Genomic DNA, 16,966 nt, shown 5'->3' with positions numbered 1-16,966 from the left:
CGTCGATCGTGCCAGACCGGCATTTTTTCCCGCATGACGCGCGACGCAATCCGCACGGCCGGGTTGTTTCCATCAGTCGAAATACCCCTCTTTCACACCCTTTATCCAGCGATAGGCCCGAAGTGATCTTCGCAATAATGGCTTCACTGAAAAGCGGGCACGGAAATAACCAAAGGGTGCTCGCCTCGCAAATATCGCTGCATCTATCCTCATCGGGGGCCAGTTTGAACATTCGTAAATTCATCGGCGCGAACAGTCGTGACGCTCTGCGCCAGGTCCGTGAAGCGCTCGGACCCGATGCCGTGGTGTTGTCCAACCGCACGCTCGACGATGGATCGGTGGAAATCGTCGGTGTCGCGGATAGCGATCTCGCTTCGATCTCGCCCGCGAAGGCCGCACGCGAACAAGCAGCCGCCGCGCCGTTCGCCAGCGCCACGCCGCGCGCCGCGCTTGCACAAGCCGCAGCCGCCGCGATGAAGCAGCAGGCCGCCGCTCCCAGCTCTCCGATGAACCCCTACGCCAGCGGCGATGTTTTCTCCTCCGTCTTCGGCAACACCGCCGACGCCGACGATTTCGACGAGCAAGCCGACGAAGAGCGCATGGAAGCACCGCGCACGATGGCCGATTCCAATCCGTGGTTGATCGAACATGCGCGCCGTATCGCGCAACAGGCTTCGGTGCCGTCGAACCGGCCGCTGACGCCGTCCGCCGCAATTGCACGCGGCATGGGCGTGCCGGTATCGGTCAAGGCAGCCGACGCACCGCGCCAGCAAGCGCCGCGTGCACAAGCCGCCGCGCAACCGGTTGCCGCCGCGCCTGCCGCACTCGCCGCGCAAGCGCACGCAAAGATCGAAACGCCCGACTGGGCGCGTGAAGCCGCGCAAGTCGCCGCACGCCGCGCCGCACAGAAGATCAACGCAGCACCGCAACCCGCCGACGAAGCGCCGGCCGCATCGGGCAATTTCGAAGGCTTGCCGGCTAATGCCGCGGCCGTCGTGACCGAAGCCATCCGCACGCGCATGGAGCAAGTCGTCAACGAAACGGTGATGAACGAACTCTCGTCGATGCGCGAGATGATGGAAGAGCACTTCTCGGGTTTGCTGTGGGGCGACCGCCAGCGCCGCAACCCGACCAACTCGGCCTTGACCAAGCGCCTCTTCGCCGCCGGTTTCTCCGCGCAACTCGTGCGCATGGTGATCGACAACATGCCGTCGATGGAGAACGTGGAAAACGCGCTCGAATGGGTGCAGCAAGTTCTCGAATCGAATCTGCCGGTGATGCCGAGCGAAGACGCGTTGATGGAACGCGGCGGCGTGTTCGCGCTGATGGGCCCGACGGGCGTCGGCAAGACGACGACCACGGCAAAGCTCGCGGCGCGCTGCGTGATGCGCTTCGGCGCCAGCAAGGTCGCGCTCCTGACGACGGACAGCTACCGGATCGGCGCGCATGAGCAACTGCGCATCTTCGGCAAGATTCTCGGCGTCTCGGTGCACGCGGTAAAGGACGGCGCCGACCTGCAACTCGCGCTCTCCGAACTGCGCAACAAACATATCGTGCTGATCGACACGATCGGCATGAGCCAGCGCGATCGCACGGTCTCCGACCAGATCGCGATGCTGTGCGGCACGGGTCAGCCGGTGCAACGCCTGTTGCTGCTGAACGCCACGAGCCACGGCGACACGCTCAACGAAGTCGTGCAGGCCTACAAGAGTGCGCCGGACCAGCCGCCGCTCGCGGGCTGCATTCTGACCAAGCTCGACGAGGCGACCAACCTCGGCAGCGTGCTCGATACGGTCATCCGCTACAAGCTGCCGGTGCATTACGTATCGACCGGTCAGAAGGTGCCGGAGAACTTGTACGTCGCAACCAAGCGTTTCCTCATCAAGAGCGCGTTCTGCATTCCGCGCGATGGCTCGCCTTTCGTGCCGCAAGACGACGATGTGCCGGCGCTTTTGTCCGCACTGTCCGCACGCGCCACGACAGAACTGCATGGAGTCCATTTTGGATAAGTTCGTGCTCGATCAGGCTGAAGGCCTGAGAAGGCTGCTGACGCGCGCCAGTTCTCGCGTGGTGGCTGTAGTGGGCGGACCGGCGGGCATCGGTTGCACGTCGGCGGTAGTGAACCTCGGCGCGGCGTTGTCCGTGCATGGCAAGGATGTGCTCGTCATCGACGAGCGGCATAACGCGGGCTCGGTCAGCCGCATGGCGGGTGTGGATGGCGCGGGCGCGCTCTCGGCGGTGATGTCCGGCCGTCGCGAATTGCAGGATGTCGCGGTGCGCACGCCGATGGGTTTTTCGCTGATCGCCGCACCGCGCGATGAACGTATCAGCCACGATGCGGCGCAAGCACGCGCGCTGCTCGACGGCCCCGCGGATATCGTGCTGATCGATGCGCAACTCGATCGTAATGGCGCGCTCTCGTCGCTCGCGGCGCAGGCGCATGACTTTCTGATAGTGACGCGGGTAGCCGCGTCGGCGATCACCGAGGCGTATGCGTGCATGAAGCGCTTGCACTACGCCCACGCGATCGGCCAGTTCCGCGTGCTGATGAATCACGTGCAGGACGCAGCCGATGCAGCGGTCGCGTTCGACAACCTCTCGGGTGTCGCGAGCCGTTATCTGGCCGTGTCGCTCGTGCAGGCAGGGTATGTGTCCGAGGATGCGCGCGTCGCTCGGGCGAGGGAGCTCTCTCGGTGTGCGGTGGAAGCGTTTCCGGCTACGGCCGCGGCGCGCGACTACCGCTACATCGCAGCCGAGCTGCTGCACTGGCCGATGCGTCCCGCGCCGTTTTCGCGCGGCGACGAAGCGAGCCAGTACGACGCGCACATTCCGGTTGGCGAGTCTGGTGAAAGCGGACGGAAAGCGGCGCACCGAGCGGCGGCGTTTTCCGATCATGCAATGAGCAGCACGGCGTCGATGTGATATTGAAAGGTGAACAGGATGTATAACGCCCAAGGCAAACTCTCGCAGTCCGACGTGCTTACGAAATATGCGCCGCTCGTTCGCCGCCTCGGACTCCAGCTCGTCGCCAAAATGCCGGCGAGCGTCGATCTCGACGATCTGATCCAGGCCGGCATGATTGGCCTCCTCGATGCGGCTAGCCGCTACAAGGAAGATCAGGGCGCCCAGTTCGAAACCTACGCAAGTCAGCGTATTCGCGGCGCCATGCTCGACGAGTTGCGCGCCAACGACTGGTTGCCACGCAGCATGCGCAAGACATCGCGCGAAGTGGAGTCGGCGGTACACAAGGTGGAACAGAACCTTGGCCGTTCGGCCAGCGAGACCGAAGTCGCCGAGCACATGAAGATGCCGCTCGACGAGTATCAGTCGATGCTGCAGGACTTGCACGGCAGCCAGTTGATCTATTACGAAGACTTCGACCGCTCGGCGGACGACGAGCCGTTCCTCGACCGTTACTGCGTCGATCGTTCGGACCCGCTGTCGGCGCTTCTGGACGACAGTCTGCGCGGCGCGCTGATCGAAGCCATCGACAAGTTGCCGGAGCGCGAGAAGCTGCTCATGAGCTTGTACTACGAGAAGGGCCTCAACCTGCGCGAAATCGGCGCGGTGATGGAAGTGAGCGAGTCGCGCGTGTGCCAGTTGCATAGCCAGGCCGTGGCGCGTTTGCGTGCGAAGCTGCGGGAACAGTCGTGGACTAGCGTCGAGGCTTGAGTTCCGAGTTGTAGAGGCGCGCGAAGCCCCGAACCGGGGCCGCGCGCTTTTTGCTTTTGCCTTTGCAAAGGCGCTCGAATGCGCGCGGATGGGCTCAATGCATCTCGAAGTCGCGCGCCTCGGCGAACACCGTCTTGCCTTCGCCGAGACTCTTTGCGCGATACATCGCGCGATCGGCGGCTCTCAGCACGGCGGTGATATCGGCGTCATGCGCTTCTGCCGCGCTCGACAGCAAGCAGGCGCCGATACTCGCCGATACGCTCACTGGTCGCTCCTGCACCAGCGTGAGGTCGGCGAGCGCCGAATGGATGCCATCGGTGAGCGTGAGCACCGCGCTGCGATCGCGCATGTTGCGCGCGAGCACGACGAACTCGTCGCCGCCCAGCCGCGCGATGGTGTCGGTCTTGCGCATGCGCCGTGCAAGCAATTGCGCGAACGACTGCAACAGCACGTCGCCGACCGCGTGACCGTAGGTATCGTTCACGCCCTTGAAGCCGTCGAGGTCGATCAGTAGCAGTGCGCTGGTATTCGCGTCGGCGGCTTCGGGCGCGGACATCGCGCGATTCACGGTTTGTTCGAGCGCGTAACGGTTATAGAGGCCCGTGAGCGGGTCTGTCGATGCCTGCCGCGCCAGCACGCGATTCGCGCTGCCAAGCCTGTCGACCAGCACACTCAGATACACCGACGCGCCCAGCACGCTCAGCGCGAGCCCGAGCGCGGCGGCGCGGTTTGCCACCCACCACGGTTGCCACAACGCCAGCGCGACGATCGCGACGAGCGCCATCGCGCACGAAATGGCGAGCGTGCGCTTGCCGTAGCGGCATCCCGAGCCGATCAGAAACCAGAACACCACCCACAGCAGCGGCAAGGCGAGCGTGCCGCAGAGAAAGAACATCGCGCCGAGCAACGCCTGATCGAGGATAGTGGTGATGACGAGCCGGACGTTGGACAGCGCCATCATCCGGCTGACGAGCAATAGTGTGATTGCACCGTAGGACACGTAGAGCGCGATCAACCGCGTGATCAGCGACGCGTTGGCCGAAGGGTGCCGCCACGCATACACCGCATAAGCCAGCAGAACTGCCGCTCCCATCCCGATACGCAGCATGGCTTGCTCGCGTTCGGGATTCCGGTTGCCGGACCATGCGAAGGCATAGGCCCGGCGTGCCGGTTGATGCGCCTGCTCCATACTGAACCCCTGGTGGTGATTTCTTGCTGTTATGGTCTTTTGCGCGTGTCTTTGCTGTCGCGCTTTTGTCTTATTGCGGCCCCGTCGCGATGTTCGTCCCCGACGACTGGTATTTTGCAACGTTTTGCCAAGCTGCTGTGAATCGTGTAAGAACGCATCTCGGACAGATGATTAACGGCGTTTTCTGCGGATGCTTCAGTGCTATGAGCGACGACTTTTCTCTCGCTGGCGAATGGCTGGCGGTCTGTAATGGCGATGACGTGCCGGCGGGTTCGACGCGAGCGTTCATCGTCGCGGATGAGCGCATCGTCGTATGGCGCGATGCCGAAGGCGTGGCGCATGTTTGGCGTGACTACTGTCCGCATCGCGGCGCGCAACTGTCGCTGGGGGCGGTGACGAACGATCAGCTCGTGTGTCCGTATCACGGCTGGCGCTACGACACGCTTGGTCAGTGCGTGCTGATTCCGTCGAATCCGTCGCTTCGGCCTTCGAAACGCGCGTGCGCCACCGCGTTCGTCGCCGGGGAGAAATACGGCGTCGTATGGATGTGCTTCGGCGAGCCCGCGCACGCGCTCGATTTCTTTCCCGAAGCCGCCATTCCGGGCGGACGGCGCATCAACCTTGCGCCGCAGACGGTGAAGTCATCCGCGCCGCGTGTCGTCGAAAACTTCCTGGACATGGCGCACTTTTCGTTCGTGCACGTGGGCATTCTCGGCGAGGATGCGCATACCGAAGTGCCGGACTATGAAGTCGTGGAAAGCGCCGACGGACTCGAAGCGCGCCAGTGCCGTTTCTGGCAGCCGGCGGGTTTGCCGGGGCAGGGCGGCGCGATGATGGATTACGTTTATCGCGTGAAGCGGCCGCTGGTTGCGAAGCTCACGAAGATGGCGTCGGGGGCAATGGGCGCACTGCATATCATGCTGGTGGCGTCGCCCGTGACGCAGACCGAGACCCGCGCGTGGCTCGTTTCCATTCACGAAGACGAGACTTCGCACAGCGACGAAGAGCTGTACGACTTCAACATGGAGATTCTGCTGCAGGACACGCCGATCGTGGAGTCGCAATGGCCGAAGCTGCTGCCGCTCGCGCTCGATGCGGAGTTGCATCAGAAGTGCGACCGGATGTCGGTGGCGTATCGGAGATGGTTGGCGGGAATGGGGTTTGGGTGGGGGACGACGAGCGCGTGATTCGATGGCCGGTAAGCCACCGCATCAAACGCGCTTGATGAGTCGACCCAGCACGTTCGCCAAGTCGCCGCCGGGCAGGCGGATGCCGAACTCGTCTTGCAGCACGGTCATCAGTTCGTCGGTGCAGGAAATCTGACGGCGCTCGGCGACCGCATCGAGATGATGGACGCCGTAGTTGCCATCGACGAGACTCTTGCGTCTTCCCTCGTCCGTGCGCGCAACGACCAATTGCGACGCAAGCGGTGACGCCGGATGCGTCGAGATGAACCAGTTGCCTATCTCGAAGTCGATCTGTTCCTGACGTTGCAAGTCGAATACGTATAGCGCGCGCCAGACGCCGTTTATCCGCGCCTGAAGCACGTAACCGGCCTCGCGTTGCAGCAGCCTGAAACGTTCGAGCGATGTCGTTTGCTCGGCATCCGTATCGAGCCGCAGCGGAGTCGTCGGCACCATGCGGCCGAAGCCCACATCCGCGATGTAGTCGTCGCCCGGTCCAAACGTCACGAGAATCGACATATGCGTTCGCGGCGCCCACGCGGTTTCCGGGCCGCCCATGACGACGCGTCCCGTCAGGCCGCGCGCGTCGAATCCCAACTGCCTGAGCAATGCGAGAAAAAGCAGGTTGAGCTCGTAGCAGTAACCGCCTCGCCCACCGAGCACGATCTTTTGTTCGAGCGATGCCACGTCGATGGACGTAGGCTCCCGCAAGAGCGTCGACAGGTTTTCGAACGGAAAGCGGCGGGTGTGGCGTTCCTGCAAGGTCCGCAACGTGGCGAGCGTCGGCTCGGGGCTGGCGCGAAAGCCGAGCCGCGACAGATAACCGTCGATGTGTTCAAGCCGCGCGGCCGTTTTAACGCGTGCCATGTCAACGCTCGTTGCCCACTTCGCCGATGACCATCGCCGGATTGCCGAACACTTTGGTACGCGCCTTCACGCGTCGCAAGACCACGCTGCCTGCGCCGACATACGCGCGGTCGCCGACGTTGCACTTCGGCAGCAGCGTCGCGCTGCTCGCGATAAACACTTCCTCTCCCACGTTGACGTGACCGTTCAGTTGGCATGCGCCGCAAATCTGCGTGTAGCTGCCGATGGACGTATCATGCGCCACGCTGCTGTGAGTGCCGATAAACACGTGGCGGCCCACGTCGATATCGCACGACATCTGCGTGAACGGACAGATGATTGAGCCCGCGCCGAGTTTCACGTCCCTGCCCACGAGCGCCGTCGGATGCACGAGGATACCGAACTCCGCGCCCTTGTCTTCGAGCAGGGTGACGTAGGCGCGCTTCTGCGATGGATCGCCTATTGCGCAGAGAAAAATGTCGTCGTCGAGCGGCAGATAAGCTTCAGGCGAGCCGATGATGCGCGCGCCGCACGCAAAGCCGTCGAGCATGTCGGTGCGGCTGTCGAGAAACCCCTTGACCTTCCATGGCGTTCCCGCAGCGATGGCCTGTTGCGACCAGACGAGCACTTCCCGCCCCAACGCGCCCGCGCCCACGATAATGAGATTTCTGATGCCGGTCACGGCTGCGAGCGTGTGTGTCATGCGGAAATGTTCACCGAGCGGCCGCCATCGACCACGAGTTGCTGGCCCGTGATCCAGCGTGCATTGTCGGACAACAGGAATTCGGCCATGCCGGCTATGTCGCTTTCACGCCCGAGACCTAGCGGATACGACTCCGCCATGCGCTCGCGCACTTGCTCGTTGCCGAATATCGAATCCGTCATGGGCGTATGAACCGCGCCGGGAAGAATGGAGTTGACGCGAACCGATGGCGCCAGTTCGACGGCGAGCGCGCGCATATAGGCATCGAGCGCGCCCTTGCTCGCGCAATAAACCCCGAGTCCCTTGGCGCCGAACTGACTCGCCGTACTCGACACGAACACGATATTGCGGAGCGCCTTGTCGTTTACTTTGCGTCGCACGAGCAGGCGAGAAATTTCCATGGCCGACATGAAGTTCACGTTCATGACTTCCACCGCGCTCGCGCGCTCGAGCAAACGAAGCGGGCCGATGATCCACGCGCCGGCGCAGTGGACGTAGTTCTCGATACGCATGCCGCGCGACGAAACGAAATCGACGAAGCCGGACTCGATCTCGTCCAGTTCGCGAAGATCCTGCACCCACAATGCGTGGGCGTCGGGGTTAGCGCAAAGCTGTCGCGTCTCCTCCAGCCGCGCCCGGTCCCTGCCGTGCAACACGAGCGACCGCGTGGAGGAAAGCTGAATGGCCGTTGCCCGGCCTATGCCCGATGAGGCGCCCGTAATCAGGCTATGAAATTCGTGGCTCATGACTGTCTTGCTCAGGACGCGGTGTAGCCGCCGTCGCAGACCAGCACCGAACCGGTAATCCAGCGACCGGAGTCGGCAACGAGAAAGGCGGCCGCATTGGCGATGTCTTCGGGCGTGCCCAGACCCAGCGGATGCGCGGATTCGATCTGCTTGCGCTGCTCTTCACTCCAGTGCCGGGAGTTTTCGTCGAACATCGCGGTCTTGACGAATCCGGGAGCAATGCAATTGACGCGGATACTTCTCGGCGCAAACTCCAGAGCCGCCGATTTTGCAAGGCCGGTGAGCGCGGCTTTCGACATGGCATAAGCCGACGCACCGGCGGAGCCGACGATGCTCATGACCGACGAGATGAACACCACCGAGCCGCCATTTGCGCGGCATACGCTGCGGTGCTGAAAGCCGCGCAGCAACGCGAGCGCAGCTTCGGCATTCACGCTGAACACTTCACGATAGCGCGCGGGCGTCAGCAAGCGGGTAGGCGCAATGGAACTGATTCCCGCCGCGTGCACGAGCCCGGAGAACGGTCCCCCGGCTTGCGCCAACTCGGCGAAGAGGCCGGGCAGGCGTTCGGTATCGAGAAGATCGAAGGTCACCGTCTTCGCGTTGAGGCCGGCGCTTGCTTGCTGAAGCCGCGCATCGTCACGATCCAGCATGACAACGGCCGCGCCCAGCGCGCTGAACAACTGGCTGGTCGCGAGACCGATGCCCGACGCCGCACCCGTGACGAGGATTCGTTGACCTTCGAGGTTCAAAGGATTCGACATGAATGCTCAGGCGTGCTGTTTTTCGAGCGCGGCGAACAAGTCCGCGGCGCAAGCGAATTCGCTGATGCCCTTGGCGCTGATCGAGACGCCAAGCTCCTTGTCGAGCCACGCAATCAATGCGAGCGCGGTCAGGGAATCCCAGTTGTCGTAATGGTCGAGCGGCAGGTCTGGGTCGACCGAATCGACTTCGAGCAACTCGGCGAGGTTGGTGTAAAAAGCATCTTTCATTTGGACACTCCTGTCAGGGATATTGCACCATTTCACATACGTCCAGCGGTCCGAGACGCATGAGCATCGATCCCCATGTGAGACCGACGCCGAATCCGGCGAGACATACCAGCGCCTCGTGCTGCGTCAGGATTTCACGCAGGTTTTCGACGGTTGCCATTGGAATCGTCACGCCGCTACTGTTGCCGTACTTTTCCACCACGTTCATGGGCAGCTTGCCGTACGGAATGCCTATCTTGTCCGCGAGCTTTTGCAACATGAAGCGGTTGGGCTGATGGAACAGAAACCAGTTGATCTCGTCGAGGGTCGTTTCCGCCTGATTCATCAGCGCCGTGATCATCGGCGGGACCTCCGTCTGGACGAACGTGAAGACCTCCGAGCCTTCCATCTTCAAATGATCCAGCGCACGAAAATTGTGATCGCCTTCGTCCCGCAACTCGGCCGTTGCCGGCGAACACGGCATGCGCATTCCGCCGGCGGGAATCATCAGGGCCGCGTGTCGCGTGCCGTCCATCTTCAGATTGGCATGGACCACGCGATCCGGCGCCGCCGATTCGACAATGGCGATGGACGCCGCGTCGCCAACCAGCGGATAGCTGTTGCGGTCCCTGGGTGAAGTCCTGCGGCTCATCACGTCGGCGTTGACGAGTGCGACGCGCCGGATATTCGGTTGTTCGAGCAGCATGAACGCCTGAATGAGACCGACGACGAAGCCCGCGCATCCCTGGTTGATGTCCATGCAGAACATGTCCTGCTTCAGGCCGAGTCTTCCCTGCACGATGCTGCTCGTCGGCGGCATCAGGTAGTCGGGCGTTTGCGTGACGAGCACGAGGGCATCGATTTCGTCACGAGCGATCACCTTTCTCGCGAACAACTGCTCCAGCCCGAAGACGGCGAGGTCCGACACGCAGGTATCGGCATCGACGAGACGGTGCTTGTCGTAGCCCATGACCTGCATGAGTTTGCGCGAGCGCGCCTCTGGAAAGTCGAAGCGCTTCATGTCCTCGACGAACGATTGCTCGCGAGCGGGCACGACGGTCAGCAGACTGCTGATGCGCTTGCCCTTGAAGAACAGGTTCACTGCGTCACTCCATATCTCGCGATGAGCAGGGAAATGGCCTGCACGTTGCGAAAGTGGTCGGGCACGATGTCGAGACCATCGATCGAAATGTCGAATTCGTCGTCGATGGTCGAGACCAGTGTCAGCATGTCGAACGAATCGAGCAAACCGTCTTCGAGAAAATCCTCGGACCGCGTGAAGTCGCTTTCCGGGCGCACGCTCTTGAGCAAATCCATCAACTTTGCTGCCAACATAAATTCCACTCCGTGTTCGAATACCGGCGCCAATGCGACTTCTGTCGCGGCGATTCCAGCCTGTTTCACGCCTCGACGGCCGGGCGCGGCGCCGCTTGCTTTTGCGAGAGCGCGAGCCTGTCTATCTTGCCGTTGGGGTTTCGCGGCATGCTGTCGATACGCACGAAGGCGGTCGGCAGCATGTACTTCGGCAAGCGCGCGCCGAGCGCCGTGCGGATGGCGGCGGCGGAAACGTTCTCGTCCGATTCGAAATACAGCGCGATCTGTTTCTTCGCCGAGTCGTACACCACACATGCCTGCGCAATGCCTTCGATCTGCAACGCGGCGTGCTCGATTTCGCCAAGCTCGATGCGATAACCCAAATGCTTGATCTGATAGTCGCGGCGGCCGACGAACATGATCTCGCCGCGCTCGTTTCGATAAACCGTATCGCCCGTGCGATAAAGGCGGTCGGGATAATGCGGCTGCAGCGGATTCATCGTGAAGGCATCCGCCGTTTTCCGCGGATTGTTCCAGTATCCGAGCGCGAGCGAACTGCCACGCACGCACAACTCACCGTGCTCGCCGATGCGCGCGGCGCGCCCCTCGTCGGTCAGGATCAGCACATCCGAATTGCGGCAGGGAAAGCCGATGGGCAGCTTCTCGTCGTCGCCGAAGTCGCGCTCGACGATGAAGTACGTGCAATCCACCGTCGCCTCGATCGGCCCGTACAGATTCACGAACATGGCTTGCGGCAAGTGCTTGCGCCAGATGTTCAGCGGCCGCGTGGGGAATACTTCGCCTGCGAAAAGAATCTTCTTCAGCGCGACGGGCGGCAAGCGTTCGAGCAGCGCCTGATTCGCGATGTTCACCATGATCGTGGGCACCCAGAAAATGAAGCTGATGTTCTGATCGATCAGGTGCTGGAGAAGCGAAGCCGGGAAAGCCGCGATCTGTTCCGGGATCAGCGAGATGGTCGCGCCCTTCGCGAGACACAGGAAGAGTTCGAGCGAGTAAATATCGAAATACAAAGGAGACAGGCTGCCGATCGTCTCGCTGCCATCGAGCGCCAGACGTTCGAATGCCCAGTCCATGAAGTCGATGGTCGCGCGATGATTGAGTGCAACGCCTTTCGGCACGCCCGTGGAACCCGACGTGTGGATGATGCAAAGCGGGTCCGTGTCGATGATATTGTCGAGGCACCAATCCAGTTCGACGTTCGACGAAGCGTGGTCCGTATGCCCCACGTCGTCGATAAGGAGAATCCGCTTGTCATCGATTCCGACTGCGTTCAAGGAAGACGCCAGCGCGGCGTTCGTCACGATGAGCGGTGCGTCCAGATTATCGAGAATTGCCTTGAGGCGGATGGCGGGCAGCTTGATGTCGAGATTGGCGTAGCAGTTTCCCGTGTAGACGATGCCCAAGTCGGCGAAGATGGTTTCGGCGCACTTCGGCAGAAACACGGCAATCGGATTGCGGATCGCATCGGTACGCGCGCGAATGGCGGCGGCGAATGCCTTCGCATGAACTTCGAGCTCGCGAAAGTTATAGCGCTTGTCGCCATCGACGATGGCGGTCTTTTCCGGCATACGTGCCAGCGCACCTCCTTCGAAATATTCGAGCACGTTGATCATCATGGTGCGGCCTGCGTCCTGAAAAAAGCATCGATAAAAGCGGTCGGGCTGACGCGCGTCGTCGTCATGCGGAACATCTAGCGCCGTGCGCCTTGCAGCCCGAATCTCAGGAAAAATTCTGCCATGTCGCTGCACGACCTCATCGCGCGAACAGACGGTGATTTGACGGTCATTTCAGGTCGTGAGAGCGGCCGTTTGCAGCGCTCAAGATCGTCTCGACGACGAAGGCGACATGCTCGTCGCTCAAGGCCGGGTAGATCGGCAGACACAGTACCTTGCTGGCCGCATTGGCCGCGACCGGCAGATTCGCGCGGCTCGCCGAGGGAAGTCCGCGGTACATCGGGAAATCGGAGATAAGCGGATAAAAATAGCGCCGCGCATAGATCTGCCGACTGCGCAGATGTTCGTAGAGCGCATCGCGGGTGAGCGAGAAATCGGCTTCGACGAGTATCGGAAAGTACGAGCAGTTGGCAACGGTCTGCGAGCCTCTTGGCAGGCAACGGATACCCGGCACATCGCGCAGCATTTCGCGGTACAGCGCGTCTATCTCTCGCCGGCGCGCGAGCGCATCTTCTATGTGTTCGAGTTGAACCAGGCCGAACGCCGCGTTGATCTCGCTCATCTTCGCGTTGATGCCGCTCGCCACCACCGTCGTTTCGTCGACGAAACCGAAGTTCTTGAGCTGGTCTATACGCAGCTTGGTCTTTGCGTCCGGACAGACGATTGCGCCGCCTTCAAAAGTGTTGAACACCTTTGTCGCGTGGAAGCTGAGAACGGACAGATCGCCGTGCGCCAGGATGCTGCCCGCTTCGGTCTGCACGCCGAAGCCATGGGCGGCGTCGTAGATGACCTTCAGGTTGTAGTTGTCCGCGATCCGCTGGATTGCATCGACATCGCACGGATTGCCGTAGCAATGAACCGGCAGGATCGCCGTAGTCTGAGGCGTTATGGCCGCCTCGATCTTCGCGGGGTCGAGATTCAGCGTGACAGGATCGACATCGACGAATACGGGTTTGACGCCGTTCCACAACAGCGAATGCGCGGTCGCCACGAACGAGTACGGCGTCGTGATGACTTCGCCCGTGATGCGCAGCGCCTGCAGCGCCGTGACGAGCCCGAGCGTGCCATTGCTGAACAGCGAAAGATGCCGGACGCCTAAGTGTTCGCCGAGCGCCTGTTCGAAGCGCTGATGGAACGGCCCGCCGTTGGTCAGGACCTTGCTCTCCCAGATTTGCTCGAGGTAGGGCAAAAATTCCGCGAGCGGCGGCAGATGCGGCTGCGTGACGAACATTCGCTCCAGCGGTAGCGCGGAAACTGATTCGGGAGGCAGGCTGGCTGTCATGTCTTTCGTGTTCCGAGGGTGATGTTGTCGCCGCGCGGCTGGCGGCGTCCCACGCGCCAGCCGAAAACACCTATGCCGGCCTGTCAGGGCGATTCCGATGAATTATCTGGTCAAGGCCGCGCAGGCAATGCGGCGAGATAACGTGCCAAAACCGGTCTGTTCGCGTGATCGACGGAACTCGTCTGCCCGCAGACTTCACGCTCGGGAAGATCGACCGCGAAGTGCCGGCGCTCCTCATCCATTCGTCGAACCGGCCGAAAGCCAGCAACCAGACCGCAGGGTAGTGCCACATGAACATCGTCAGCACCAGAGCTTCACGCAAGGGGCATCCGTACTACATCTATGCGCCGGCTTACCGGGAGTCATCGGCCGGGATCGTCGTGATGCACACGCTCTGTCACCTGCTCAATCGCGAGGGATACGACGCCTATATCTCCGCGACCGATGTCGTCAATCCACGGTTCGACACGCCGCTCGCCACATTCGAGGTGCAGGCCCGACACAGGTTGGAGGGCCGCATGCCGATCGTCGTTTATCCGGAGATCGTGTCGGGCAACCCGATGAATGCCGATGTATGCGTACGCTATATCCTCAACCACATCGGGTTCCTGTCGGGAAAGCCGCTCAACGAGGGCAAGGACGATCTGGTCTTCTATTTTTCGGAGAACTTCCTCGGTAGCGCGAACAAGAAGGACGTCGATTTTCTGTTCCTGCCCGTCATCGATACGGAGCTGTTCAAGCCCGATCCCACGGTCAAGAAGGACCGGACGTTCGTCTTCCATTACCGGCATCCGCTCGACAAGATCGACTTTTCGCTTTTCCCGCCCGGCACCGAACTACTGTCGATGGCGAACCCCGTGACGCTTCCCGAACTCGCGAAGAAGCTGCAAGGCGGCCGGGTGCTTTACTCCTACGAGCAGTCGTCTGTCTGTAACGAAGCCATGGCGTGCGGCTGCCCTGTCATCTACCTGCCCGAGGGCGGGTTGAAGGCCGTGCCGGATCAGTTCGCCTTCGGCGTCAACGGGGCGGCCATGGCGAACGAGAAGAATGGCTACGCGCGCGCCCTGGCGACCGTGGACACGATATATCCGACCCTGGTGGCGCTCGGCAACGTGTTCCGGGCGGACCTGCCCGTGTTTCTGGAAAAGACTCAGGATGCGGCGCGAAAAGCGCTTCGGCGCCCGGCCGAACTGCGGGTTGCTTCGTCGAATGTGCCGAAGACCCCGAAACGGCGGATCGCGGCACTGACGACCGAGCCGGTCGCGCACCGCTGGTCGACATCGCGCGTCAAGAAGCCGTTCGAACTCCTGGCCGACCATTGGGAACTGATCTGGCCGATCCAGAACACCGAGGAGAAGATTGCGTCGGCCGACATCGTTTTGATGCAGCGGCGCTTTCCGATGGCCGCCACGCCCGAGCAACTCGAAGCGATCTTCGGGCTCGGCAAGCCGGTGATCTACGAGACCAACGAGCCGTATCACGACCTTCCCGAGACCCATCCGCTGCACTTCTTGAGCCGGCGCGCGGGCGAGAAGGTCGAGTACGTCATGCGCCGTGCGAACGCGCTGATCGTCACGACGCCGGCGCTAGCGGAGGCGATGCGTCCGTGGAATGGCAACATTCACGTGTTGCCGACGGGCGTGGACTTCGACCGCTTCTACAGTCCGGTCAGAATGAACGAGGACGAGGTACGCATCGGCATCATGGGTTCGGCGACGAAGCCGTGCAATTTCGCAGTCATCGAACCGGCGCTCATGGCGCTTCGCGCGCGCTTCGCTGGCGACGTGCAATTCGTTTTCGTCGGCGCGCCGCCTCCGCCGAACTGGATGGGACAGCCGGATGTCACCCTGATTGGCGTAGCCGAAACCTACGAGGAGCACGCGAAAGTCTTCCGGCAACTCGAACTCGATATCGGCCTCATGCCGCGTGCCGCGTCGGAAGTCGACAATGGCGAAGCGCGGACGGAATGGCTCGAATACGCGGCGGCCGGCGTGGCGACGCTCGGCAGCGAGCATCCCGCATACAGCGACCTGGTGCGCGATGCCTGTTCGGGCGTGCGTGTGGATTCGGCATCGGCCGATGCCTGGGTCACTGCGATTGCGAATTTGATCACCAATCCGGCGCAGCGCCGTAGCCTTGCACGTACGGCGCAAGCCATCGTCTACAAGAGCGGTTCAGTGCAGTCGCAACTGGCGCAATATCACGAAGTGTATTTGCGGGGCCTGGGGCTCAAGCTCGGTGGAGCGTCGGCAAGTGGACCGGAGCGGATTCCAGCCGTGTTGATTCTCGACCCGGAAGGCGATGCGCGGAAGGTGCAGGACAGCTTGCGACATCATGCGCGAGGTCCGCTCAGGAATCATATGACCGTGGTGCTGACGACGCAGGAGGGCGAGGTGCCGGAGTGGAGCGACAACCTGCGTTATCTGCAAGCCACGGTGGGCGAATTCTCGAGCGCGATGGAGCAGATTTGCGGGCATGATGAATTCGACTGGAAGGTCGTCACGGAAGCGGGCGTCGAGTTGATCTGAACGGCATTGCCGAGAACTACGTGGTGCGCCCGGCTGGGATCGAACCAGCAACCCCTGCCTTCGGAGTTTTACCAGCGCGTAAGCTATCCTTTTAAATCAAAGCCTTACGCAACTCGCAAACGCAAAACCGAGGCTACACAAGGCCGACCAAAGCCAATCCATCTCGTCCTAGCTGCAATCTAGCTGCACTGGTTCCAGATCATTCCCCGCCAGCACAACGGACGTCTCCACACCGAACAAACCCGGCACGCGCTCCTTGATGTCCACCGTCAACCAATTCGAACTTTTTCTTGCCACAGCGAGTTGCAAATATTAACCGAATCGGTTAATATTTGCGCACAATATGGATAACGTCGTTAGCGAAACTGGAGAAAGATATGGCGATCACACCGTTCGGCAAAGCCGTCAGGAAGGCTCGGCTGGATGCAGATGTCACGCTTTCCGAAATGGCAACCACTTTGGGATTCACTGCAGCGTATCTGAGCGCTATGGAAACGGGCCGGAAGAAGATTCCGTCCGAGGTAGTCGCAAAGGCGGAGCAGTACTTTGAAGAAAAGGGTGTCCGGCTGGAGCCGTTGCAACCGCTGGCGGATGTGTCAAACGCATCTGTTTCGTTGGAAGGCCTCACGCACGAACATCAAATGATGGTCGCGGGCTTCGCACGCGCTTCGTTGAGCGATGTGGACCCCGTGGATATTGAACAACTTAAATCCCTGCTCATGAAGATCGGAGGGAAATAATGTTCGGCCATGGTCCGTTACAAGGCTTTCGGGTGGCAGCCCGAAGCATCGCAGACATTAGGGATATAGCGACGCGTTCCCGGGCGGCACTCAACTT

16 protein-coding genes are annotated in these 16,966 nt (G+C 61.5%); 6 read left to right on the top strand and 10 right to left on the bottom strand.

Annotated elements, in window-relative coordinates:
• Window positions 1-224 precede the first annotated feature (224 nt).
• From flhF to NCT04_RS14485, 3 genes are read left to right on the top strand one after another with little or no spacing between them, the layout of a single operon-like run.
• Window positions 225-2,009, top strand: coding sequence for a flagellar biosynthesis GTPase FlhF (gene flhF, locus NCT04_RS14495; RefSeq protein ID WP_250466162.1), 1,785 nt, complete (start codon window positions 225-227; stop codon window positions 2,007-2,009).
• The gene (locus NCT04_RS14490) at window positions 2,002-2,922 is read left to right on the top strand and encodes a MinD/ParA family ATP-binding protein (RefSeq protein ID WP_244828138.1); all 921 of its coding nucleotides are present in this window, start codon (window positions 2,002-2,004) and stop codon (window positions 2,920-2,922) included. The genes flhF and NCT04_RS14490 overlap by 8 nt, the downstream gene beginning before the upstream one ends.
• An 18-nt stretch (window positions 2,923-2,940) precedes the next feature.
• The gene (locus NCT04_RS14485) at window positions 2,941-3,672 is read left to right on the top strand and encodes an RNA polymerase sigma factor FliA (RefSeq protein WP_244826590.1); all 732 of its coding nucleotides are present in this window, start codon (window positions 2,941-2,943) and stop codon (window positions 3,670-3,672) included.
• A 94-nt stretch (window positions 3,673-3,766) separates the two neighbouring features.
• Here NCT04_RS14485 and NCT04_RS14480 read toward each other — a convergent pair whose 3' ends face one another.
• A complete protein-coding gene (locus NCT04_RS14480) occupies window positions 3,767-4,861 on the bottom strand; it encodes a GGDEF domain-containing protein (RefSeq protein WP_250466160.1) in 1,095 nt (364 codons plus the stop codon).
• A 203-nt stretch (window positions 4,862-5,064) separates the two neighbouring features.
• Here NCT04_RS14480 and NCT04_RS14475 point away from each other — a divergent pair, with 203 nt between their 5' ends.
• Window positions 5,065-6,048, top strand: coding sequence for a Rieske 2Fe-2S domain-containing protein (locus NCT04_RS14475; protein WP_250466158.1), 984 nt, complete (start codon window positions 5,065-5,067; stop codon window positions 6,046-6,048).
• A 24-nt stretch (window positions 6,049-6,072) separates the two neighbouring features.
• Here NCT04_RS14475 and NCT04_RS14470 read toward each other — a convergent pair whose 3' ends face one another.
• The 9 genes from NCT04_RS14470 to NCT04_RS14430 all read right to left on the bottom strand — a co-directional run bounded on the left by NCT04_RS14470 (window position 6,073) and on the right by NCT04_RS14430 (window position 13,601).
• On the bottom strand, window positions 6,073-6,912 hold the full coding sequence (locus tag NCT04_RS14470) for an arylamine N-acetyltransferase family protein (protein WP_250466156.1): 840 nt from the start codon (window positions 6,910-6,912) through the stop codon (window positions 6,073-6,075).
• A gap of 1 nt (window position 6,913) precedes the next feature.
• Window positions 6,914-7,594 carry an acetyltransferase gene (locus NCT04_RS14465; RefSeq protein WP_250466154.1) on the bottom strand — a complete coding sequence of 227 codons (681 nt, stop codon included), beginning with the start codon at window positions 7,592-7,594 and terminating at the stop codon, window positions 6,914-6,916.
• A complete protein-coding gene (locus NCT04_RS14460) occupies window positions 7,591-8,340 on the bottom strand; it encodes an SDR family NAD(P)-dependent oxidoreductase (RefSeq protein WP_244826585.1) in 750 nt (249 codons plus the stop codon). Before NCT04_RS14460 ends, NCT04_RS14465 begins: the two co-directional genes overlap by 4 nt.
• 11 nt (window positions 8,341-8,351) lie before the next feature.
• Window positions 8,352-9,104: an SDR family NAD(P)-dependent oxidoreductase gene (locus NCT04_RS14455; protein ID WP_244826584.1), complete on the bottom strand. Its 753-nt coding sequence runs from the start codon at window positions 9,102-9,104 to the stop codon at window positions 8,352-8,354.
• Window positions 9,105-9,110: 6 nt separating this feature from the next.
• The gene (locus tag NCT04_RS14450) at window positions 9,111-9,332 is read right to left on the bottom strand and encodes an acyl carrier protein (protein WP_250466152.1); all 222 of its coding nucleotides are present in this window, start codon (window positions 9,330-9,332) and stop codon (window positions 9,111-9,113) included.
• 13 nt (window positions 9,333-9,345) lie between these two features.
• Window positions 9,346-10,413, bottom strand: a complete 1,068-nt coding sequence (locus NCT04_RS14445; RefSeq protein WP_250466150.1) for a 3-oxoacyl-ACP synthase III family protein — start codon at window positions 10,411-10,413, stop codon at window positions 9,346-9,348.
• Entirely contained in the window at window positions 10,410-10,646 is a 237-nt protein-coding gene (locus tag NCT04_RS14440) for an acyl carrier protein (protein WP_244826581.1), read from the bottom strand. Before NCT04_RS14440 ends, NCT04_RS14445 begins: the two co-directional genes overlap by 4 nt.
• 65 nt (window positions 10,647-10,711) lie before the next feature.
• Window positions 10,712-12,262, bottom strand: a complete 1,551-nt coding sequence (locus NCT04_RS14435) for an amino acid adenylation domain-containing protein (protein WP_250466148.1) — start codon at window positions 12,260-12,262, stop codon at window positions 10,712-10,714.
• 166 nt (window positions 12,263-12,428) lie between these two features.
• Window positions 12,429-13,601 (bottom strand): DegT/DnrJ/EryC1/StrS family aminotransferase, encoded by a 1,173-nt coding sequence (locus NCT04_RS14430; protein ID WP_244826579.1) that lies wholly within the window; start codon window positions 13,599-13,601, stop codon window positions 12,429-12,431.
• Window positions 13,602-13,891: 290 nt separating this feature from the next.
• On the opposite strand from NCT04_RS14430, the gene NCT04_RS14425 reads away from it, so the two are divergent.
• Both NCT04_RS14425 and NCT04_RS14420 read left to right on the top strand, forming a co-directional pair.
• Entirely contained in the window at window positions 13,892-16,129 is a 2,238-nt protein-coding gene (locus NCT04_RS14425; protein WP_250466145.1) for a glycosyltransferase, read from the top strand.
• 377 nt (window positions 16,130-16,506) lie between these two features.
• Complete coding sequence (locus NCT04_RS14420; protein WP_250466143.1) at window positions 16,507-16,869, top strand: helix-turn-helix domain-containing protein; 363 nt, start codon at window positions 16,507-16,509, stop codon at window positions 16,867-16,869.
• Window positions 16,870-16,966 lie beyond the last annotated feature (97 nt).

It is taken from the genome of Caballeronia sp. GAFFF2 (assembly GCF_023631485.1).
Lineage (GTDB): Bacteria > Pseudomonadota > Gammaproteobacteria > Burkholderiales > Burkholderiaceae > Caballeronia.
The sequence above is the reverse complement of the archived record's forward strand: the minus strand, read 5'-3'. Positions and strand labels throughout refer to the sequence as shown.